This window comes from Bacillus sp. JCM 19034 (assembly GCF_001310635.1).
Lineage (GTDB): Bacteria > Bacillota > Bacilli > Bacillales > Bacillaceae_D > Halalkalibacter.
This window is the reverse complement of the sequence record NZ_BAXR01000031.1, coordinates 1-22,140: the sequence shown is the minus strand read 5'-3', so window position 1 is coordinate 22,140 and position 22,140 is coordinate 1. Positions and strand designations below refer to the sequence as shown.

The following is a 22,140-nucleotide window of genomic DNA, read 5'->3' as shown; positions in this document are numbered from 1 at the left end:
ATGATAAATGGCTTGGTAGCTCAGTCGGTAGAGCAATGGACTGAAAATCCATGTGTCGGCGGTTCGATTCCGTCCCAAGCCACCATTTGCCGGTCTAGCTCAATTGGTAGAGCAACTGACTTGTAATCAGTAGGTTGGGGGTTCAAGTCCTCTGGCCGGCATATTTAAATCCGTATGAGAGTCATTCATACGGATTTTTTCTTTTTTATGATTATGACTAAAGTAGTAGTTACTTTTCATATCTTACAGTTATATTACATTCTTTTAACATTTAACTATTTTAAAAAATTACAGTCTACGTTTATGCTAGAATAATAGAGGTTATTGAATTCTATCTATTTTACTAGATAGATTAAATAAGAAACGGGATACTACCATACTTTCGACATAGGAAAGCAAATATATAAAATTGTACTAGTATTATGGGAGGTTAACCATGAGTGATTTAGGGGATATCACGATACATAAGAATGGTATTAATAAGAGAGAGAATCTCAAACTTTTCGGTTCATTGCTTGCGGTGTTATTGTTGACCAATCTTTTTTTGGAACAAATTCAGTAAAAGCGGAAGATGAGCTATCTATTCAAACGATTTATCACGTCTATCTAGAGGATACACATATAGGCTTTGTTAATGATGAACAAGTGGTAGAAACAGTGATTGAAGATAAGCTAAAAGAATATCAGAAAGAAGACGTAGAGCTTACACTTCAAATTAAAGAAGAACTCGATATTATACCTGAGCTAGTGTTCCATACAAATAACCAAAATAAACAGGTTAGTAAGCAGTTAGAGGAAGAGCTATCGGTTGAAGCAAGTGCTGTTGCACTTGTTGTAGAAGGAGAACCAGCAGTTTACGTGACATCTGAAGAGGATGCGAATCGGCTTCTTAAGAACTATATTACTCAGTTCGTTTCAAAAGAGGACTATGAAGCTTATTTAGAACAAGAGGACTTTGATACGAGTGAATTAGATGTAGATGAACGGATGTATACGAGTATTGACTTTAACGAAGAGGTCGAGATCGAAGAAGTAACGGTTGAACCAGATGACATTTATTCAGTAAAGGATGCTTTGACTTTATTGAAACAAGGTGAATTAGAGGAAATGACTTATAAAGTGCAAGAAGGCGATGTACTAGGGAGTATTGCTAATGATCATGGTTTATCATTAGAGGAATTGCTTCATTTAAATGATGGCCTTGATGAAGATAGCACGCTTCAAATCGGCGATGAAATGAATATAATCGCCTATGAATCAGTTTTAGAAGTAATAGCAGTACAAGTACGGAAAACAGAAGAATCGATTCCATATGAAACAGAAGTGGAAGAAGATGATTCAATGATGAAGGGCGAGCAAGAGGTTACGCAAGAAGGTCAAGAAGGTACGCTATTAATTGAATATGAAATGATAGAAAAGAATGGTTCATTGACGAAACGAGAAGTGATCTCAGAGGAAATAACTGAAGAGCCCGTTAATCGCATTGTCGTAAAAGGAACAAAGGAAACCTCTTCTCGTGGTTCTGGGCAATTGGGTTGGCCTGCTGTTGGTGGATATATCTCAAGCTATCAAGGCAACCGCTGGGGACGTTTCCATCGTGGGATTGATATCGCACGTCCAAGCAATTACAACATTTTAGCTGCTGATAGTGGTACGGTGACGCAAGCAAGCAACCAAGGTGGCTATGGTAATGTCATTCGCATTGATCATAACAACGGAATTGAGACGTTGTATGCACACCTTGAATCGATGGATGTGAGCGTCGGTCAAACTGTGGCAAAAGGCGAGAAGATTGGCGTAATGGGCCAAACAGGTAACTCCACAGGCATTCATTTACATTTTGAAGTATACGAAAATGGCAATTTAAAGGATCCAATGGATTATTTAAATCAATAGTAGAAGAAAAAGGTTGGTTAAAAGGGAATAGTGCTTTTAACTTACCTTTTTCTTTTTTTTAATAGGAATCAAGTATGAGGCATTAATGGAAAGGCTTGGCTTCTTGCTTATAGCGTAAGTAGGCGTTAAAGTAGAGAGTAGAGAAGTATTATAATGAAGAAGATGAACATAGAATAATCTTACGTGATTAATAGATAATAAAAATGGTACAGATCGGAGCGATGGCGGATGGATAAACGTATTTTAGTTGTCGATGATGAAAAACCAATTGCCGATATTTTAAAATTTAATTTAGAAAAAGAAGGATTTGACGTTCTTTGTGCTTATGATGGGCTAGAGGCGATCAAGCTTGTAAAGGACGAGAATCCTGACTTAATCTTACTTGATATTATGTTGCCATATAAAGATGGAATGGAAGTTTGCCGTGAGGTAAGAAAGGACTTTGATATTCCGATTATTATGCTGACGGCAAAGGATTCGGAAATTGATAAAGTACTTGGATTAGAGCTTGGGGCAGATGACTATGTAACAAAACCATTCAGTACGAGAGAATTGCTCGCACGTGTGAAGGCCAATTTACGTCGCCATAAAGCCAATGAAGAAACTCAAACGCAAAAGGAGATGGCGATTGGTGAGCTTTCGATTTTTCCCGATTCCTATTTAGTGAAGCGACGTGGTGAAACAATCGATTTGACGCATCGCGAATTTGAACTCATTCATTATTTAGCGAAGCACCTTGATCAAGTTATGACACGTGAGCATTTATTGCAAGCGGTTTGGGGGTATGATTATTTTGGCGATGTTCGAACAGTCGATGTAACGGTCAGACGTCTTCGAGAGAAGGTTGAGGATAACCCAAGCTATCCTGTTTGGATTATGACAAGAAGGGGCGTAGGCTATTATCTTGCATCTCCATCTGAGGAGCAAGCGTAAATGAATGAGAAGGTTGGCTTTTTTAAGTCTATTCAATTTAAGCTCATCATTATATATGTGTTAATTATTTTCGTTGCAATGCAAGTGATTGGTGTTTATTTTACAAAGCAGCTTGAAAGCCAGATGTTATCTAGTTATTATGATCTGTTAGATGAACGGGCTAATTTACTGGCTTATAATATTGCACAGGAAATGGAGATGCATCGTGAAGAGCGTTCAGAGCTAATATCGAATATTAACGTGCTACTTCGTGACATTTTCGCAATTGAGCAAGCTGAAGTCCAAGTGATCGATCAAAATAAGGTGGTTATGAGTACGTCGAATCTAGCGAATCGCCAGATCGTTGGACAACAAACGACAGAAGTTCGCGTAAAGCGTGCGTTGCTTGGAACACCGGATGAAGCGTTATTGCGTGATCCAAACACCGGTCAGCGAGTTCGTGTATTCACAGTACCGATTAATATTGAAGGGGAGACAGTTGGTGCCCTTTATATTGAAGCATCCATTGAAGCGATTTATGATCAGACGCGCCAAATCAGCAACATTTTAGTTAGTGGTGTCGTGATTGCCACAGTTATTTCTATTGGTCTATTTATTTTACTTGCACGTACGATCACATCACCGATTATTGACATGCGCAAGCAGGCTTTGCGGATGGGTCGTGGTGACTTTACAAATCAGGTAACGGTATATAGTGGGGACGAAATCGGTCAGCTAGCGATGTCATTTAATGATTTAACGATGAAGCTACGAGAAGCAACGATTACACGTGATCGGGAGCAAAAGCGGCTTAAATCAGTTTTAACGCACATGACCGATGGTGTGATGTCAACAGACCAAAATGGAAATATTATTTTAATGAATAAACGTGCTGAGGAGCTATTATCGGTATCTAGTGAACAAGCTCTAGGGAAATCGATTGTAAACCTACTAAAAATTGAAGAGCAAACCGTAGAGGATTTATATGATCAAACAGATTCAATTTTGCTCGACTTTAGTACTGACGACGAAGCTTTTTTATTAGAGGCTAATTTCTCTGTCATTCAAGAAGAGAACGGGCCAGTGAACGGTCTTATCATCGTCTTACATGATGTAACCGAAGAGGAGAAAATTGAACAGGATCGCCGTGAGTTTGTCGCGAATGTCTCTCATGAGCTGCGGACGCCATTAACGACGATGAAGAGCTATTTAGAAGCGTTAGAGGACGGTGCACTGCAGGATCCAGAAATTGCTCCACGCTTTTTAAGCGTCACGCAAAATGAGACAGATCGAATGATCCGGCTTGTGAAGGATTTGCTGCAATTATCGAAGATTGATAGTGATGATTATTCATTGAAGAAAGAGCTTATTGAAATGAACCGCTACCTAGATCAGACGATTGAACGGTTTGAGATGATCGCATCAGATAAAAATATCGTCTTTCAACGCAAGCTAAACAAAAAGTCCATATATGCGGAAATTGACCGTGATAAAATGACACAAATATTAGACAATATCATTTCAAATGCGATGAAATATTCTCCTGAGGGAGGAACGGTCAAGGTCCGTTTATTATTACAAGGAAAAAATATTCGCATTAGCGTATCCGACCAAGGAATGGGTATTCCCCGGGAAAGTCAGACAAAAATTTTCGAACGGTTTTACCGTGTCGATAAAGCACGAGCAAGAAGTGTTGGCGGTACAGGACTTGGCTTAGCGATTGCGAAAGAACTCGTTCAAGCTCACGGCGGCCATATTTGGGCTCAAAGTGAATATGGAAAAGGTACGACTATTTTTATAACTTTGCCTTATGCGAATAAGGGGGCAAAAGGATGAAGAAAGAGCATATTAAATCAGCGATTTTAATTTTTTTAATTGGTATGAGTGTTATTTTGTCGTGGAATTTATATACGTATCAACCTGATATTGCCCTCATAGATGTATCGTCACGCTATGTTTCAAATGAATTAATTGGGGAGGAACGCAGCTTAAACGAAATCGTTCGTCCTGATCAGGCCGTCGTCTATGCAGATGATGAGCTGGCGCTGATCCCTCGCTATCATAATGATTTTGAGACATTAATATCAATGATGCTGCAAGCCAATTATGACGAGGATCCCGTTTTTGTGACAGAGCCATATCCGCTCGTAACCGACCGAGGAGGAATCGAGCTCGTTTTTCCGACATTGATCCCAACTGAGATGCTCTTTTCGATTTTGGCAATCGACGAGGAGTACCAGCCAGTGGTTGATGATATGGACCGTTTGTTTCTTTATATTCACGAAGCCAATGATCAGGTGTATATGCAATATTATTCAAGCAAGGAGCGTAGAGTTGGCTCGTTGAAGACAAATATATCAGTCGGTGAATTTGAACGACTATTTTTACTAGACCGATCAGAGTATATTGCGGCGCGATCGTTAGAAGAGTATCGATCTCAGTCTTCCTTTATGACAGAGCATTTGTATGTGACAACGGAACCGATAACGGTCGAGAAGCTGTCATATGGCTTCCCCGATTTCAATAGATTTATTTAGACAATCTCTATTCACTGATCCGAGTGCGGTAAAGTATTATCAACAGTCGGACGGAGAAGATTCATATACCGATGGAAACCGTATGATTAATTTGCGCCATAATGGGATATTCATGGAGTATGGAAATCCGATTTTTACTGAGGCACAGGAATTATCGAAGCATATAACGATAGCTGGCTATGAATTTATAAACGGCCATGGCGGTTGGACTGACGATTATATCCTGACAGATTGGGTGTCATTAAACAATCGTGAGGAGGCTGAGTTCCGACTGCATATGAATGGCCTCCCGGTTTTCAGTATTGATGGACGAGATTTAATGAAGCTGACGACAACACGTTCAGGCAATCAAATTATATCTTACTCAAGACCGTTGTTTGATATGGATGCTATTCCACTTAATACAGCACAACGAGTGGAGCTTCCTTCGGGAGAAGATGTAATTCGTTCGATTCAACATGATGAATATTATGAAAGACAACGAATTACAAAGATTAGCATTGGCTATGAGATGGAGATGCGCAATCCTTCATTTGTAACATTAGAACCACATTGGTATGTGTTCTACGGAAACCGTTGGCAAAAGATAGAGAAAAGCTACATTCAAAATGTGATCGAAGAGCTTGACGAAAAAAAGGAAGGAGCAGATGACGACGATGGATTGGAATAGAACGAAAACAATCTTTATATTCACGTTCCTGTTCCTTAATATCTTTTTGACGTGGCAGCTCATTGAAACGAATAATGCAAATCAAATGAGCTTAATTAAAGAAGTAACGATTCAAGAAAAGTTAACCGAGAATAATGTCACAATTGATGCGGAATTGCCTGAGGTCGAAATATTAAGTCCGTTAATTGTCGGCAAATATATCTCATTTGATGAAGGTGAAATCATAACAAATGGACAAATGGTTCAGATTGAAGAAAATATGCTTGAAGCAACATTGGATGAGCCTTTTCTATTATCAGAGGAGCATTTCTTCGAGGATTTAATGCAATTTTTATCGTCATACGTTTATAATGGGTTCGATTATCGCTTCGGGGGCTATGATTCCGATCTACAATCTGTCTTTTTGTATCAAGCATATGATGATTATACTGCTTATACATTTGGTGATGAACCGTTGCGCTTATATGTTAATGATGAACGAGAAGTGGTATCATATGAACAGCGTTACTTTGAATTTGAGGAACAGCCTTATAACGAGCCGGAAATGCTTTCAAGCTTAAAGGCAATTGAGAAGTTATGGAGTGACCAGCTGATCGGTATGAATGAAACGATAACAGATGTTCAACTCGGCTATTACAGTTTTTTCAGTCCTGCCGGTGACGTTCAAGTGTTTGCTCCGATGTGGCGAGTTACGGTTGAGGGTGAAGTCTATTTAGTCCATGCGATTAATAGCTCTGTACAGCATTTAACATAGTAGTTTGAGACTTAGAAGAAAGGGAGATTTGATGACGTTACGCTTTAGTGTTCTAGCAAGTGGGAGTACAGGCAATGCTGTCTATGTGGAAACAGAGAAGCAGCGCCTATTAATCGATGCCGGCTTAAGCGGGAAAAAGATGGACGAGCTCTTTACGAAAATCCAGCGTGATCCGAAACAATTAGACGGCATCGTTGTGAGTCATGAGCATAGTGATCATATAAAAGGGGTTGGCGTGTTTGCCCGCAAACATAAGCTGCCAATCTATGCAAACGAAAAGACGTGGGCGGCGATGGACTCACAGCTCGGGCAAATCGCCACCGAGCAAAAATTTATTTTTCAAACCGGTGAAGTGAAAAGCTTTGGCGATTTGGACGTTGAGTCGTTTGCCGTTTCCCATGACGCTGCAGAGCCGATGTTTTTCGCCTTCCATCATGGCGGGAAAAAGCTCGTGCTGGCAACAGACATGGGATATGTAAGTGAACGAATTAAAGGAACGATTGAAGCGGCAGACATGTTCATCTTTGAATCGAATCATGATATGAATATGCTACGAATGGGGCGATATCCGTGGAGTGTGAAGCGTCGAATTTTAAGCGATGTCGGCCATGTATCGAACGAGGATGCCGCACTTGCCCTATCGGATGTCATTCGCGATAATACGAAGCGAATCTATCTGGCCCACCTTAGTCTTGATAATAATATGAAAGACTTAGCACGGCTTTCTGTTGAACAAGTGTTAAAGGAGCAAGATATGGCAGTTGGCGAGCAGTTTGAGCTTTATGATACTGATCCCCACCAGCCAACAGCACTTGCAGTTGTTTCATAGTTTGTTTCAAGAAGGAATGCCGTTTTAGGTGTTCCTTTTTTGTGTTGAGTAAGTCTAGTGGAATGTTGCTTACATATTCGTTCATAATTTCGTACATATTGTGAAACAATCGTCAAAAATATCCGAAAAAAAGGCGAAGTCCTAGTATTTTATTCACATCTACATATAATAATAAGTATAAGGGTTCTTTTGTTTATTAGCTGGGAGATACGGCTATGAATTAATAGAATGAAAAAGAAAGGGGTTCGTTATGATGGGCTACTATGATGATCATGTTACAGAAATAAGCAGACAGAAGCCACCTAAGCGTGGTGGTTCTTTATTGATGGCTTTCTTCGGGGCTGTCGTAGGAGGATTGGTTGTCTTATTAGCTATGCCGATACTATTCGGCAACTCATCCTTCTTAGATTCAGGCGGTGAACAGTCTGGTTTAATTGATACGAGTGAACCCATAGATGATGCAATTCGAACAGTCAACGTAGAAGTGAATTCCGATGTGACAAATGCGGTAGACCGAGTATCGGATGCGGTTGTTGGTATTATCGTTACAACTAGACAGTCTAGCTTTTTTGCCCAGGAATCAATGGATGAAGGAACCGGATCGGGTGTTATTTACAAAAAAGCGGGTGATCGTGCTTTTGTCGTGACAAACCACCATGTTATCGAAAACGCACAAGAAATAGAAGTAAGCTTAGTAGATGGGACACGTGTTCCAGCTAAACTGCTAGGAAGTGATAATATTACTGATTTAGCGGTTCTTGAAATCGACGGTAGTGATATCGAAACCGTTGCTGAATTCGGCGATTCTCGTCTATTACGAGTCGGCGAGCCAGCCATTGCTATCGGGAATCCACTCGGCTTACGATTCTCAAGTACGGTTACACAAGGAATTATTAGTGCAACCGAGCGTAGCATTCCTGTTGATTTAACAGGAAATGGTCAGGTTGATTGGTATGCGGAGGTTATGCAAACTGATGCAGCAATTAATCCTGGTAATAGCGGCGGAGCACTCATAAATATTGAAGGCCAAGTGATTGGAATTAATTCGATGAAAATCGCTCAAAGTGCCATTGAAGGAATAGGCTTTGCGATTCCAACTGAAATTGCGATCCCAGTCATTGAGGATTTAGAACGAATAGGCGAGGTACAACGACCACAGCTAGGTGTTGGTATTCGCTCATTAAGTGAATTTGCCAGCTATCACTGGTATGAGACACTGAAGCTACCAGAAAGCGTGAAGGGTGGCGTAGTCATCACAAGCATTACACCTGGAAGTGCAGCAGACCGTGCTGATTTCCAAGAGTATGATGTGATCGTTGATATCGGAGGAGAAGAAATCAACGACAGCCACGACTTACGGAAATACTTATACACAGAAACTAGCATCGGTGAAGAGGTCGTTGTCACGGTTTACCGTGAAGGACAACGTCACGAAGTTCACGTCCTGCTAAGCGAGCAGCAAAGCTTTTAATATAGATGAAGAAAAACTATTCATGTGAGGATAAGCTCATGTGGATAGTTTTTTGTGGATATGTTATGGAAGACGAATGAGAGGAAATGTACAGATGAACGCAGGCTCCTCTCAAATTGCTAGAATAAAGTAGGAGATGTGAATAGATTCAGAGAAGAGCACGGGCTAAGTACGTTCCTTTCGGAAATCAAAACCGTGTAACGGGATCACAGAGTGATTTTTGAGAAAGAAGCACGTCATTTCTTACTAATTATACACAGTCATCCACAAGTAAATTGTGGGTATGTTATAATAATGAAATGTGGAAAGGATGTCGAAATGATGTATTATGCGTGTGAGGAACATATTGAACTAGCTCTAGATATAGTGGTTGACGAAACGGAGAATCCGCCAATCGTCGACAAAATCGAACAGCAACAAAAACAATCCACAACATGTAGTTTCTGCAAAAACGAACCGGTTTACACTGTGGAATAAGCAAATTCACATGTTGATATGTGGATAACTATTGTGGATAACTAATAAAAAGGTTGTGAACAATGTGAATATCTCGATTATAACCGTCGGGAAGCTAAAAGAGAAATATTTAAAACAAGGGATAGCCGAATATGAAAAAAGACTCGGCCCCTACGCCAAAATCGAGATCATTGAAGTCCCCGACGAAAAAGCACCCGAACAACTAAGCGATATCGAAATGCAGCAAGTCAAACAAAAAGAAGGCGAACGAATCCTCGCCAAAGTCCACCAAGACGCCCACGTCATCGCTCTTGCCATCGAAGGAAGATGCTCACATCTGAACAACTAGCCCAAAATCTCGATAAACTAGCTACCTATGGAAAAAGTAAAATCACCTTCATTATTGGTGGATCGCTCGGACTAAGTGACGATGTGATGAAACGGGCAAATGAAGCACTGTCTTTTTCAAAGATGACGTTTCCTCATCAGTTGATGAGATTGGTGTTGGTAGAGCAGGTTTATCGTGCGTTTCGGATATTGCGGGGGGAACCTTATCATAAGTAAGTGAGGTTTTGTAAAAAAGTCAAAATATTGGTATGTAAAAGGATCAAGATGAATTCTATTTTAGTTAGAATTAAGTATGAAGTAAAGGAAATAAGACTATGATCTAAATTGAGTTCAAAGGAGTAAATCTAATACTACGAGGATTGGAGGAAAATGAAAATGGATAGAGTTAAATTTTATTCTAAAAATGATTTGGCATATGGATGGGAATTGAATAAAGTTATAGAAAGAATTGAGGAGAATGCCATTGAGAAGGACTGGTCGTTAGAAGATGTAATTGAATTTTTCAACATTTTAAAGTATGTACAAGTGGACAGATTTGCTGAATATATTCAGGAAAAAACAAATGTTATATGTACAAATTATAGTAAGAAAATTAAAGCTAGAATTGGAAAATTTATAAGTACAAACAAATCTTTTATCATTTCAAAATATGATGATACTAATTATTCTGGAACTGAAGATTTTCTTGAAATTGTCGAAAAATACAAACTATATGAAGATATTTCTCATCTTGAATTTAAGACATTCTTAGATAAGGACAGTGTTCCGCTCTATATGGTACTGAAACATAAGAAGATAGTAGAACATTTTGATGATATTGTCAAGATAAAATAATGAGTGATTCTTATAATGCAGAAACAATACTTTCAAGGTTTTTGGATGACAAAGATTTACACTTACCGTCTTCGTTAACAGAAAAAGATATGCTAGAGTTAGTAGATAAGTATATTGAGATTGATTCAGAGAGAGTTAGTTTAAATATTCTGAGAGAAATCATTCATTTTCCTCCAGGTAAAGGGTTAAACATTACTGATAAAATAAAACTTCATGCTAAACGGAAAGAGAAAGAGGAGTCTGAAAAAATTTTTAGCCAAAGTAGTGGTATGCAATCTAGTATCTCAATAAGATATGAAAAAGGTTTAGACGAGCCATTAAAATTTGATGATACTGGTAACGTTGGAGCAGTATCAATTGTAGTTGATCGTGATTGGATTGAAGATAATAAGGGTTATCCAACACTTTGGAATAATTTTATTTATTTGTTTGGTATCTTTGATAATAGGTTACGATTTACATCAGTATCAAAGGAAAATGAGATAGGTGCGTTAGAATCATTGATAATACCATCAGGAGATCATCTATATAGAAGATCATTTGCTTTTGACTTTAAAGAGATGCTTGTTACTTCACAAATATATAGTTACTTACAAGTGCTTAATGTTCTTGATGTAAGAATAGAAGATATGATTGAATGGTTCTTTAATGACTATTTATCAGTTGAATTTTCAATAGAGAATTTTATTATCAAAATGCCATCTGATTTATCTTCCTATTTCGAAAAATGTAGAACAATTTTACCAGAGATAGATAGAATATTTAAGCAGTATAATATGTTGATAGAGGATGGTGAAATTGACCAAGAATTAATTCAAATGTCATCTTCAAGTGTAAAAGTAAAGGAAGTACAATCTTTTATATCTTCTAAATACGCATATCCTATTAGTGAATGTTATAAAACAGCTACTTATCTTTTGTTTTCTGATCAAAGTAGTTTATTTTATTTGCCAGATAAAGATGAAAAACATAAGAATTTTTTAGACTTAATAATGCGTGACAATGTGAGCAAAAGTGATTTTCAGGAACATCAGATTCAAAGAATGAATTGGTTATTTGACAATGGTATAGTACTTGAAAATGAAAAAGGTTTTATTAAGGTAGCTGATTTCGAAACTATTATTATTTTAAAAGAGTTGTACTATGAGGATGTTTTAAACTATTTTCATTGTCAACCTAGCTTAAAAGGTGTAATAGATTCATTAGTGGAAAAAGAAATTCTGGTCTTTGAAAATACATTACTTACTAGAAATGAACAAGATTACTTTGATTTTTACTTGAACAAGTCAAAGTTTACAAATGATTACGATATTAGAAATCGATACTTACACGGAACGAATGTTAATGATGAGAAGCAATATGAATCGGATTATTATTCAATTTTAAAATTGATAATAATCTTAGTTATAAAAATTAATGATGATTTGTACCTTGCTGATAAATATAACGAAGATGGTTCCATTGAAAATGTTGATAAAGTCTGGCTAAATAAATTGGTGTAAGAATTTTCCGTCTTAGTAAATTAGATAAAAAAGGCTTATTAGAGTAAGTCTTTTTATCTAATGTGAAATGCTATATATCTGAATTCCACTGTGGATTCGTTTTCAAATGTAATTACATAAAAGTTCTTTAAAAGAATAATCTCCTTCTAATTATAAATTCTGACACAAGTAGATTAAGAGACCAACTTAACCAGACTGCTATTGTGTAGGAATTTTCATAAGAAAAATTCATTAGGTAATGTGAAATGGCTACAATGATATAAATGGTAATATTTGCAAAGCAAAGAAAGAAGCTTCGAGTGATCCATTGACTATGCAACATAACTCTTTGTCTTTTGATATACCAAATTCCGAGAATAGTTGTTGTAAGCCATAATGTATTTAAAATAATAAACCCAATTATGCTAGGTAATCCTCCTGTAGCAAAGAAAGAGATATAGACGCCAGGTATGAAATTTAAAATAATGGACATCACATATATTCTGCCATTCCAACGGTGAAAGTTTTTTGATTTTTCACGGATTGCTTTTATAACTCCTAGAGGTCCAGTAATAAGAGAAATCATAGCAAGGAAGATATGAATACGAACCATTGAAATCCATACATTATGATCTGTTAGAATTTGATCCTTTCTAGAAAGAAATTTCTCAAATTGAGGATCTACCATAAAATTCTTTGAAAATGTGTGTAGCACCCACATCATTGAAATGATTAAAATAAGTATACCCGCTTTTTGTTTCATTTGATTGCAGCCCTCCATTAATACTTAGGAAAACAAACTACGATTTGTCATAACAAATACAGCAGTTAATATGGAAATGAAGGTAATCCAACCATACCATTTTAACTTCACCATATTTTCCAATAGTGCTTGCTTAGAATCATTTGCAAAAATAATCTGTTTTATATTCTTATTCACCATACCTATTAGGCCACCGATAAGGATCAGTATAAAGGTTGAAAGTGTCACCCAATACTTGGAAGGGTAGGATGAATACCCAATGACCATCCAACCTCCAGAAACCATAATAAGTACCAATGCATAATGTCCTGCTCGAGTAAAGGCTAAAATTGTTTTAAGGCTGGTTATTAATTCATTACTTGTACGAGAAAACAATGTATTAATTGCTAAAGGGAATGCAAGAAAACAACCCAAAAATAATGCACTAACTACATGAACGAATAAAATAAGTGAATACATTCTTAACACTCCGTTTTATAAAATTCGATGCCCGATTAACTTTGATGCAGGAAGCATTCCGGCTTTTGCTTCACCAATCATATTGTTTCCATCTACAGAAACGATAAATTTTAAGTTGAGACGCATCGGCTTGGATACTTTCATGGACCACTTTAATTGATTCCCTTCTAGTACCGGATTGTTTAAATTGACAATATCTTCTCCTTGCTTTGCAGTTCCTATAATCTGTTCATCTATTTTTGTTAAATTTAATAAAACGGAGAGTTTCTCAATAGGAGTGGAGATCGTAGTATCCCATTTTCCTTGAAAATTCTCTGTTTCAATAGATGGAGTAGAGAGTTGTTGACTTGTCTCCTCAACTAGATTTTCTTGTTGGTTTTCTTTTGGTATATTTCCTTCTGCTTTCCAAACGGTCCCCCTGCGTTCGTACTCGAACAGCTGCTCCACTGCGTGTGCTATACGGGGACCTAATTCTCGCTCAACTAAGTAAAGGGCAACATCGAGTCCTGAAGTAACGCCACCACCAGTAACAAGGTTCCTATCATCTACAACTCGAGCATTAACTGGTATAGCATTCGTAGCACTCAAAAGCTCCATCCCCATGTGATGGGTAACAACGTGGCGGTCTTCTAATAAGCCACTCATTGCTAAAATGAGAGAACCACCGCAAACTGTGGAAAGCAATATATCTGGCTTCTGAATAGCCTCTTTGAGTAAATGACTTAAGTTTGTTTCTGCTGCTTGTTGTAATATAACTGGTATTGATTCAGGTCCATTATCAAGAACAGAACCAGATGCACCCGGAACAAGAATAATTCCTTTATGTGTTAAGTCAAGTTCACTACTTGCTTGGATTTGTAAATGGTTCACTCCGCTTGTCACCATTCTTTCACCCTCAGCAGAAACGAGTTCAACGGTGATCGTTTCATTTGAGTACATCGCAGCGGCAGTAAACACCTCATAAGGTGCGATGGCGTCTAATAGATCAAATCCATCAAACAATACAATTTGAATATGCATATAGATTCCCTCCATTTAAAGTGATTTGAGATTGATTATGTCTTATTTTGTAAGAATGCTTTTCAGTTTTTGATATTCCACCTCGCTCAGTTCCCCGTTGATTACTAGGTCCTTAAGACCGTCAATTTGCTTAGTATGCATATAACGAGAGCGTATTGCGAAAATGCGAACCGCTACAAAACAAAATAATGTAAGGCAAAACAAAGCGCCGAATGGAAAGAATGAGAATGTTTGATCATCAATACCCATCTGTAAATCCTCCCTTAAAGTAGTTAAAGTGTGTTGTAAAGCATTACAAATATGTGCTGATTGCTTCACAATAAAAGACTAACCTTTGAATATCTCAAAAGAGGGTATAAAACAATCACAAAATAATCACAATCCATCATAAAACTTATTCTTCATTGAAAAAATGATAAACTTAAATTGAAATTTAAATGTTGATAGGTTTGTATCAAGGGTGTGTTATCGGAGGAAAGGTGGAATTTTCGTGAACGAAAGACAAACGATTCTATCGTTGACGATGATAAAAGTATTGTGGAACTATTAAGAGATTTCTTAGAAAATGAAGGTTTTTATGTGAAAACTGCTGATGACACTGCTCAGGCACTTGTCATTTTGAAACAAAGTACAATTGAATGCATCATTTTGGATATTATGATGCCGGGTCAAAACGGTTTTGAGTTATGTCGGCAGATTCGTATGGAAAGCAACGTCCCAATCCTTTTTTTGAGTGCTTTGAGTGATGATGTAGATAAGATTCGCGGTCTAGCACTTGGGGGAGATGATTATATAGTTAAAACCGCTTCGCCGGGCGAGATTGTTGCAAGAGTGAAGGCTGTATTAAGGCGTTCGACTTCTAAACAAGGATCCAGGAAGGTTCTGGACTATGGGCGTCTGTCGTTGGATTTGTCTACAAGAGAAGTGTTTATAAAAGGGCAGCCCATTTCACTGACACCAAAGGAGTATGATTTGCTACAATTGTTTGCTGAACATCCTAAATACGTTTTTTCATATGACCAATTACTTGAAAAGTTTTGGGAAGGAATTGGTGACAAACATACTATTCGTGTCCATCTAAGCCGGCTTCGCGAGAAAATTGAGGTTGATCCGAATAATCCGCAATTTATTGTGAACGTATGGGGCATAGGCTATCGTTTTAAAGGAGAAGAAAATGAAAACCATTCGGATTCGTAAATTCACCATTCTTAGTTTATTTATTTTACTTACTTTACCGTGGATATTTTATGTAGGTGGGCATTTTATTGAAACAAATTCATTCAATCTTGGAACTCCGACCCATTCAAAAATGACTCAAATAGTTGCGATAATCACTGGTCTACTATTGGCCTTTTTGATTGTGACTTATGCAATGCGAAGATATATTCTCATTCCGCTAGAGAAAATGAGCCTATGTGCTCGGCAGATTGCAGAAGGAGATTTGGATATTCAGATACCTTCTTCAAGGATTTCAGAAATTGCAGAAGTCCATGATGGATTTACTATTATGGTTGATAGTTTAAAAAATCTTTTCAGAAACAGGTTGAATTGGAAGAGGAACGAAGGTTTGTGATGGCTGCTGTTGCGCATGATTTACGAACACCGTTATTTGCCTTACGGGGTTATTTAGACGGTTTAGAGCAAGGTATTGCTGATTCGCCTGAAAAGAGAGCAAAGTATCTCGCAGTTTGTAAGGAGAAGTCAGCACAGTTAGACCGACTTGTAGAGGATCTTTTCACGTTTGCGAAGACGGAGTATCCAGAAATGAAACTAAGCGAAACTATAATTGACCTAAATCTTGTTCTCAAGAACTCGATTGAAAGCCTAAGCCCTCAGGCTGAGCAAAAGGATATCTCTATCATTGCAGATCATTTGACAAATGATTGCAATATCAAGGGCGATTCACACTTATTAGAGCGAGCCATGAATAACTTAATAGATAATGCGGTCAGACATACACCTAGGCATGGTGAAATTATCATTGAATGTAATAGAGATGAAACCTGTGTGATCTTTACGATACAAGATACAGGAGAGGGTTTCTCTGCGGAGGATCTTCAAAAAGTATTTGATCCACTATATCGAGGGGAAGCATCGAGAAATCGTTCAACCGGAGGAGCTGGATTAGGGTTAACTATTTCACAACGTATTATTAGACAGCATGGTGGAGAATTAGTTGTAGGAAATCATTCAGAGGGTGGTGCACTCTTAAGAGGTTGGATACCCATATTAGTGCTTAATGCTTAATACTCTAAGGGGAGTAATGATTATCGCTATTGGCTATCGTATCCGATCACACGGAGGTACGCAATTCTGCCAATGGGCAATGGGACGTTTAAATGAATATCTTGTCAAAGTCTTTACGATGGATGATGACGGTCTAAAAGAAATGCGGAACTTTGGACAAGACTACTTTGATGAACTTCATGAAAGTATTCGTGATATTCGTGCATCTGAAAAAAGGTTTTATCTAAAGATCACAGACATTTACGCTACAGCCGTTGATTATGGTGCTAAAGAGGAGATTGCTAAGGAGTTTTTTGCAACCATTCAGAATAAGTTACATTTTGCAATCATAGTGCAAACGGCTTCGGAGATTGTTGTGAGCCGAGTAAAATTTATTAAGGAGAAAAAAGAGGAACGCCACCATGGCGTTCCTCTTTCGATTAAGCTGCTGCTTTCTTATCTACTTGCGGCTGACCATTTGCTTTTGCTTCTTTCCAAGCATAATAGCCGAATAATACACCTACAAGAAGATAACCAATAGTGTAATCAGGGGCAGCATTGATAGCTAATGCTGGTGCATGAATAAGTCCGATGAATGATAACAATGAAGCAATGAGGGAGAAAATAATCGCCTGCTTGAAGTTGCGATCAATAATTGCTACTGTCATTGCACCTAGTAAAATAGCAGTAAACAAGGCACCCTGTCCGAGTGGCACGATTCCAAGAGAAATATTGGAGACGACCTCGCCCGCTGCATTATTAAAACGCGTCATAACGTAATTAGCGAGATATGGCAACATGGCAATGGCTACAGCAGGGTAATATTTTTTATCATTTGAAGTAAATGCCGTACCAATCATAGACATTCCAACAAATACAAGGATCGGGGCAACGGCAGCTAGTGGAATGATAGCTGCCATTGCAGCAATGACACCTGATGTGGCTGCAAGTCCAAAGACAATCGCATTTAAAATACTATAGCCACGACCAGCACCCATTTGTTTTGAACCAACTGTTGCAACATACACGGTTGTTGGGAACAATCCTCCAAAAAGGGCTCCAATCATAGTTCCAGTTCCATCAACCGCTTGGCATTTTCGCACATCATACGAATCACCAACTGCCGACATCGCATCGACATTATTCATCGTCTCAATCGCGTTATAGAGAGTAATCGGAATCAAGACAGCTAGAATACCAATGAGGCTACCAAACAAATACGTCATTCCTTCAAAAGGAGCAATGGTTGGTAGAATTGGATAAAAACCAATATTTGCTAAGCCTTCTTGAATCGCTGTCTGAGACTGATACCCTAAAGCAAAGGCTAAGATTGTCCCAGCAACGACGGCAAATAAGGAAGTAGGAATACGAAATGGCATGGCAAGCTTACCGACGATTCCAATAAGAATAATGGCTAAAGAAACGAGACCGACAACTGGGATGGAGAATGTATTAAACAGCATCTCACCAGCAACAAAGGTTAACGCAACCCCAGCAATCGCTCCTAGAAGAGCAGCTCGAGGAAGGCGTTCACGAATCCAATTGCCGCTGAAGCTTACAAGCACTTCGACAAGTCCACTTAAAAAGGCAGCACCAACCGCAATCTTCCATGCTAGTTCATGGTCACCAGTGAGTGCATATGCAGGAGCAAGAACACCGAATAAAAAGACAAACATGACGGGTGTACTTATTCCGTACGATAGAGCAGTTACATCTGTTCGGCCTTCACGATAGGCAAGTTGCTTCGCCATATACGCATAATACAGATTCCCGACCATAACAGCCACTGCAGCACCAGGAATAACTTTTCCAAATACAATACTTGCTGGAAATCCCATTCCTAGCATGGTTACCGCAATAACGACAAAATTGGCTAAGTTATTTTGAAACAGAGCAAAAAAGGCATCGGTATCTTCTTTTTATATAAAGGATAATGAATGGTTTTAGACGTCATGTTGTACTCCCCTTTTAAATGTTCGATAGTTGTAATTCTTCAACAAAAGTGACTTGACCATTTTCTAATGAATGTATTCTTGCAAGTGACTCTACACGGTAGCCTTGATCTTCAATTCGTTGTCTACCATCTTGGAATGATTTTTCGATGACGATACCGAGACCAACGACCTCAGCTCCAGCTTGTTGAACAATATCAATTAATCCAAATGCGGCCTGTCCGTTAGCAAGAAAATCATCAATGATGAGCACGCGGTCACCTTCCGTAAGAAAATCCTTAGATACGGTAATGTTGTTCGTTTCTTGTTTTGTGTAGGAATACACCTGGCTCACAAATACATCATTATTCATCGTTAAAGATTTCTTCTTTCTTGCAAAAATAAGTGAGGCGTCTAAATCTCTTGCTGCCGTTAGACTTGGTGCAATTCCAGAAGATTCAATCGTTAATACTTTTGTAATAGAATCTGTTTGAAATCTTCTAGCAAACTCTTCACCTATAGAAATCATTAAATTAACATCAATCTGGTGATTTAAAAATGAATCGACCTTCAATACGTCGGAGGACAATACTTTTCCTTTATCTCTAATAGCCTGTTTTAACTTATCCATACTCTCACCCCTGTAACAAACAAAAAACTCGAATACCAAGGTCTCTACACTACGACAAGTGAGACTTTGATATTCGAGTACGAACGTCAAAACATCACTCGTAGTCGAACCATTTAAGGTAGTTCGGTAGAAACTTGTAGGCCATATCCCCACGATTATACGAGATTGTTTGTATGTATTTATCTAATGGAGTAAGTATATCTAATATCGAAGCTAATTTAAAGTGGTTTTTTTAGTAAAAAGCGAATAAAATTACTTTCAGAAAAATCATTATTCGTATTTATCTATTTAATTCACTTGTAATTGTTCATATCTTTCTTTCTTGAATGATCTAATAAGTATAGGAAGCAAAGGCGGGCAAGTATCTTAACCTATAGCATTGTTGAAACAGCGAAGGAAAACGGACTAAATCGTTATCACTATTTGAGGTTCTTTTCGAGGAGCTTCCTAACTTGTATATGACTAATGAAAAAACAATCGATCAGCTACTGCCTTGGTCGAAAACTCTACCAGAGCATTGTTATGTGAAAACGGATAACTAGATTTTACTATAGTCCCCATCTTGGCCACAGGTGGGGACTATTTGACACTTACCAATATAAGTCAGTTTAAGAGAATTGATAAAGCTGCTCAGCCTGTCGTTTCATCATGCTAGATGGAATGCGTTTCATAAGTGAGTTACGTGCAGCTAGAAGAAAAGGAGACTCTAGCTGAGCAATTTTCCCGAGTGTCCAAGATTGCTTTGATATTGCAGCTGCACATAGACCAGCAATTCCACTACCTACAATAATAGGTTTAGCCATCAATTTACCCTCCCATTTGCGCTGCTAAAAGAAATATGAGTGATAGGAAAAGACATAGTGGCACATAAAGGTAGGTATCTAGTTTATAAAATAAAGTAGGTCGCTTTTCTTGAAAATACCTAAATAATTGAACTCTCCTATCACTCTGACTGAAAATACCACGGTACAAATCCATATGCCCACATTAAGCATAATGGTTGGCATGAATTTTGGTATAAATTCAGCTCTCATGAGCAATAGTAAAGCGGCTAATGCTACTAATAGTGCAACAAACAATGTTGCTATTATGCCAGGTGATAGCGTGCGATTTCCATTATGCTCTGGCAGGATAGCCCCTAGACCACGCTTACCGCCCAATGCCCAATAAATATGAAATAGGCTAATTGTAAATAAAATACAGCTAGCAAAAATAATTATAGGAATAATCAAGATAGGTGCTCCTCCTTAACGAAGCAAATGCCATGCCAAACTGCATTCAGATGCCTTTCAAAATGATAATCAATTGGTTCACCACCGGTATGAAGTAGACTCCACGTCATCATCGTATGAAAATATGTACCAATAACCACTGATGAAATAAGCTTTGTGTCATGTATGCTATGTAGCGTCCCCTGCTGTTTAGTTTCATTGATAATGTCTACTAATACATACTCAAGTCGCTTAATACTGTTGGACTCCATAGTGGATAGAAAGGCTGAGCGTACAATTTCACTGATGACCAGCTTCATAAGTTCACTTTCCTCGCTGTATCGCTTTAATAATTCTCCCAGTAGTGACAATCTTTTGTTTTCGATTATATATTGATTGATACATTTTTAGGTTTTGCTCCAGAAGTTGGAGCTGTGACTCCCAAAAATATAATAGAACATCTTCTTTTTTTTCTATTTCTTCTGAAGGTGTGACTGACAAATAAGTATCATATCTATCATAAAGAACTACAGAATAATTACCATCTTAAAGTAATTTAAACTCATTTATTTTTAAGCTATTACAATTAGTTGGCAAAACAATGGATACATTATCAATAATTGATGAATATCTAAACTATCCTTAATAACGAGGAATTTATTTCATATGTTCTCCACTGAAAATGACAACAATAATGGAATGTTCCCACTAACCGCAGCGCTTAATCCGATGTGTGTTGAGGAGAAGCATGGAAATTTTGGGCGATATATCACACCTTAATCAGACGTTGTTGATAATTGATTGAAATTTTCATATAAAACAAAAGCGTTACAACCACATTTTCCGTGATTGTAACGCTACTTATTTTTTAGTAGAGGCTAAACCATTTTATTTTTTCATCGTACTCAGAAATTATTTATGAAAGTTATGCTCTGATTCCTTTAAAACGTTTGAGTAAAGCAATCGACACACTAGCAAGTAATGTGATCAAACCGATTAGCATAATATTTAAATAATTTGTAGCTGTGTTTGGTAATGTATTATCCGCTACTTCGTCGATTTTCACATTATTACCTGTTTCGTTTTCTTTAGCTTCAGTACGTGTTGAACTATTATCTCCATTAGATTCTGGTTCTATTATTTCTGTTACTGGTTTTGGATTTTTTGTACTATTTCGATAATATTATCTGATCCTTCAGTTTTCGCTTCAAGAACAGTAAATGTACTGAAATGCTTTGTCACAACAGTAACCGTACTATTCTTTTCATTATAATGTCCACCAATATTTTCCCATTTACCTGTTTCTTCGTTCTTATAAAATACTTGCAAATTATTAGGATTTTTCGCCTTTGTAGTATCTACATTAAATGTTAATGTAACCCCTTCATCAAACTCACTAATGAACTTATTGCCTTGCTTAATTGTTAGATCATACGTACTACTGAAACTATTCGGATTACTTTCTAATTCATCTATTATAATTCTAGTAGGCTCACCATTGCCAAATACTGATGGTGGAATAGATAGTGTTACTCCGTCTTTTATTACCTCTAGTAATTGGTTGTTTTCAATTAAGGCTTTCACCTGTTCTACTGTAAGTTCAAGCTCTTCTTTCGATGAGAGTTTTACAGAAATGATTGTTCCGTCATAATTGACATTAAAACCGTCTTCTTTAGGAAATACTGGAGTGGTTTCTTCAGAACCATCCTCA

Annotated in this window: 20 protein-coding genes, 2 tRNA genes, 5 pseudogenes and 1 riboswitch; of the genes and pseudogenes, 16 read left to right on the top strand and 11 right to left on the bottom strand. The window is 37.7% G+C overall.

Translation table 11 applies throughout. The features are described 5' to 3' along the window. The first annotated feature begins 9 nt into the window (after positions 1–9). The 13 genes and pseudogenes from JCM19034_RS19950 (at position 10) to JCM19034_RS19885 (ending at position 12,209) form a co-directional block, all read left to right on the top strand. Positions 10–85 (top strand) — tRNA-Phe (locus JCM19034_RS19950). A gap of 3 nt (positions 86–88) precedes the next feature. Next, a tRNA-Thr gene (locus JCM19034_RS19945) sits at positions 89–161 on the top strand. A gap of 496 nt (positions 162–657) precedes the next feature. After that, positions 658–1,896, top strand: a complete 1,239-nt coding sequence (locus tag JCM19034_RS19940; RefSeq protein WP_062052540.1) for a peptidoglycan DD-metalloendopeptidase family protein — start codon at positions 658–660, stop codon at positions 1,894–1,896. Between the two features lie 228 nt (positions 1,897–2,124). Then, positions 2,125–2,829: a response regulator YycF gene (gene yycF, locus JCM19034_RS19935; RefSeq protein WP_062052539.1), complete on the top strand. Its 705-nt coding sequence runs from the start codon at positions 2,125–2,127 to the stop codon at positions 2,827–2,829. Beyond that, complete coding sequence (gene walK / locus JCM19034_RS19930) at positions 2,830–4,644, top strand: cell wall metabolism sensor histidine kinase WalK (protein WP_062052538.1); 1,815 nt, start codon at positions 2,830–2,832, stop codon at positions 4,642–4,644. It abuts the gene before it with no gap. After that, positions 4,641–6,015 (top strand): annotated as a pseudogene (locus tag JCM19034_RS25410) (YycH family regulatory protein). Before walK ends, JCM19034_RS25410 begins: the two are co-directional and overlap by 4 nt. Then, a complete protein-coding gene (locus JCM19034_RS19915) occupies positions 6,002–6,769 on the top strand; it encodes a two-component system regulatory protein YycI (RefSeq protein ID WP_062052541.1) in 768 nt (255 codons plus the stop codon). The pseudogene JCM19034_RS25410 and the gene JCM19034_RS19915 overlap by 14 nt, the downstream one beginning before the upstream one ends. Positions 6,770–6,800: 31 nt before the next feature. Continuing rightward, a complete protein-coding gene (locus tag JCM19034_RS19910; protein ID WP_062052535.1) occupies positions 6,801–7,598 on the top strand; it encodes an MBL fold metallo-hydrolase in 798 nt (265 codons plus the stop codon). A gap of 253 nt (positions 7,599–7,851) precedes the next feature. Then, a complete protein-coding gene (locus JCM19034_RS19905; protein WP_062052534.1) occupies positions 7,852–9,069 on the top strand; it encodes a S1C family serine protease in 1,218 nt (405 codons plus the stop codon). 321 nt (positions 9,070–9,390) lie between these two features. Beyond that, entirely contained in the window at positions 9,391–9,546 is a 156-nt protein-coding gene (locus JCM19034_RS21365) for a CxxH/CxxC protein (RefSeq protein WP_082394286.1), read from the top strand. Between the two features lie 64 nt (positions 9,547–9,610). Next, positions 9,611–10,089: pseudogene (rlmH, locus tag JCM19034_RS19895) on the top strand (23S rRNA (pseudouridine(1915)-N(3))-methyltransferase RlmH). 159 nt (positions 10,090–10,248) lie between these two features. Then, positions 10,249–10,707 carry a hypothetical protein gene (locus JCM19034_RS22505; protein WP_062052532.1) on the top strand — a complete coding sequence of 153 codons (459 nt, stop codon included), beginning with the start codon at positions 10,249–10,251 and terminating at the stop codon, positions 10,705–10,707. Continuing rightward, entirely contained in the window at positions 10,707–12,209 is a 1,503-nt protein-coding gene (locus JCM19034_RS19885) for a hypothetical protein (RefSeq protein WP_062052531.1), read from the top strand. Before JCM19034_RS22505 ends, JCM19034_RS19885 begins: the two co-directional genes overlap by 1 nt. A gap of 127 nt (positions 12,210–12,336) precedes the next feature. Here JCM19034_RS19885 and JCM19034_RS19880 read toward each other — a convergent pair whose 3' ends face one another. Genes JCM19034_RS19880 through JCM19034_RS19865 form a run of 4 tightly spaced genes read right to left on the bottom strand, consistent with a single transcriptional unit; the run spans position 12,337 to position 14,679 of the window. Next, positions 12,337–12,951, bottom strand: a complete 615-nt coding sequence (locus tag JCM19034_RS19880; protein ID WP_062052530.1) for a DUF2306 domain-containing protein — start codon at positions 12,949–12,951, stop codon at positions 12,337–12,339. Positions 12,952–12,975: 24 nt separating this feature from the next. Further along, entirely contained in the window at positions 12,976–13,410 is a 435-nt protein-coding gene (locus JCM19034_RS19875) for a hypothetical protein (protein ID WP_062052529.1), read from the bottom strand. 15 nt (positions 13,411–13,425) lie between these two features. Then, positions 13,426–14,430: a DJ-1/PfpI family protein gene (locus tag JCM19034_RS19870; RefSeq protein WP_062052528.1), complete on the bottom strand. Its 1,005-nt coding sequence runs from the start codon at positions 14,428–14,430 to the stop codon at positions 13,426–13,428. Between the two features lie 42 nt (positions 14,431–14,472). Beyond that, on the bottom strand, positions 14,473–14,679 hold the full coding sequence (locus JCM19034_RS19865; protein ID WP_062052527.1) for a hypothetical protein: 207 nt from the start codon (positions 14,677–14,679) through the stop codon (positions 14,473–14,475). A 264-nt stretch (positions 14,680–14,943) separates the two neighbouring features. On the opposite strand from JCM19034_RS19865, the gene JCM19034_RS19860 reads away from it, so the two are divergent. The 3 genes and pseudogenes from JCM19034_RS19860 (at position 14,944) to rhuM (ending at position 17,197) form a co-directional block, all read left to right on the top strand. Continuing rightward, the gene (locus JCM19034_RS19860) at positions 14,944–15,627 is read left to right on the top strand and encodes a response regulator transcription factor (protein WP_370622267.1); all 684 of its coding nucleotides are present in this window, start codon (positions 14,944–14,946) and stop codon (positions 15,625–15,627) included. After that, positions 15,605–16,677: pseudogene (locus JCM19034_RS19855) on the top strand (sensor histidine kinase). The gene JCM19034_RS19860 and the pseudogene JCM19034_RS19855 overlap by 23 nt, the downstream one beginning before the upstream one ends. 16 nt (positions 16,678–16,693) lie before the next feature. Next, positions 16,694–17,197, top strand: a complete 504-nt coding sequence (gene rhuM / locus JCM19034_RS21360) for a RhuM family protein (RefSeq protein WP_231687067.1) — start codon at positions 16,694–16,696, stop codon at positions 17,195–17,197. Here the strand turns inward: rhuM and JCM19034_RS19850 are convergent. The 7 genes and pseudogenes from JCM19034_RS19850 to JCM19034_RS22500 form a co-directional block, all read right to left on the bottom strand. Then, a pseudogene (locus JCM19034_RS19850) lies at positions 17,097–18,610 on the bottom strand (NCS2 family permease). The gene rhuM and the pseudogene JCM19034_RS19850 overlap by 101 nt on opposite strands. A gap of 14 nt (positions 18,611–18,624) precedes the next feature. Beyond that, positions 18,625–19,218: a xanthine phosphoribosyltransferase gene (locus JCM19034_RS19845; protein WP_062052525.1), complete on the bottom strand. Its 594-nt coding sequence runs from the start codon at positions 19,216–19,218 to the stop codon at positions 18,625–18,627. An 81-nt stretch (positions 19,219–19,299) separates the two neighbouring features. Further along, positions 19,300–19,401: riboswitch (purine riboswitch) on the bottom strand. Positions 19,402–19,826: 425 nt separating this feature from the next. Further along, positions 19,827–20,021: a hypothetical protein gene (locus tag JCM19034_RS19840; protein ID WP_062052524.1), complete on the bottom strand. Its 195-nt coding sequence runs from the start codon at positions 20,019–20,021 to the stop codon at positions 19,827–19,829. Between the two features lie 78 nt (positions 20,022–20,099). Then, complete coding sequence (locus JCM19034_RS19835; RefSeq protein ID WP_370622262.1) at positions 20,100–20,450, bottom strand: DUF3995 domain-containing protein; 351 nt, start codon at positions 20,448–20,450, stop codon at positions 20,100–20,102. Then, a complete protein-coding gene (locus tag JCM19034_RS19830; protein WP_062052523.1) occupies positions 20,447–20,749 on the bottom strand; it encodes a hypothetical protein in 303 nt (100 codons plus the stop codon). The genes JCM19034_RS19835 and JCM19034_RS19830 overlap by 4 nt, the downstream gene beginning before the upstream one ends. A 605-nt stretch (positions 20,750–21,354) precedes the next feature. Continuing rightward, positions 21,355–21,495 carry an LPXTG cell wall anchor domain-containing protein gene (locus JCM19034_RS21355; protein WP_082394284.1) on the bottom strand — a complete coding sequence of 47 codons (141 nt, stop codon included), beginning with the start codon at positions 21,493–21,495 and terminating at the stop codon, positions 21,355–21,357. Positions 21,496–21,575: 80 nt separating this feature from the next. Next, positions 21,576–22,140 (bottom strand): annotated as a pseudogene (locus tag JCM19034_RS22500) (hypothetical protein); the annotation flags it as partial.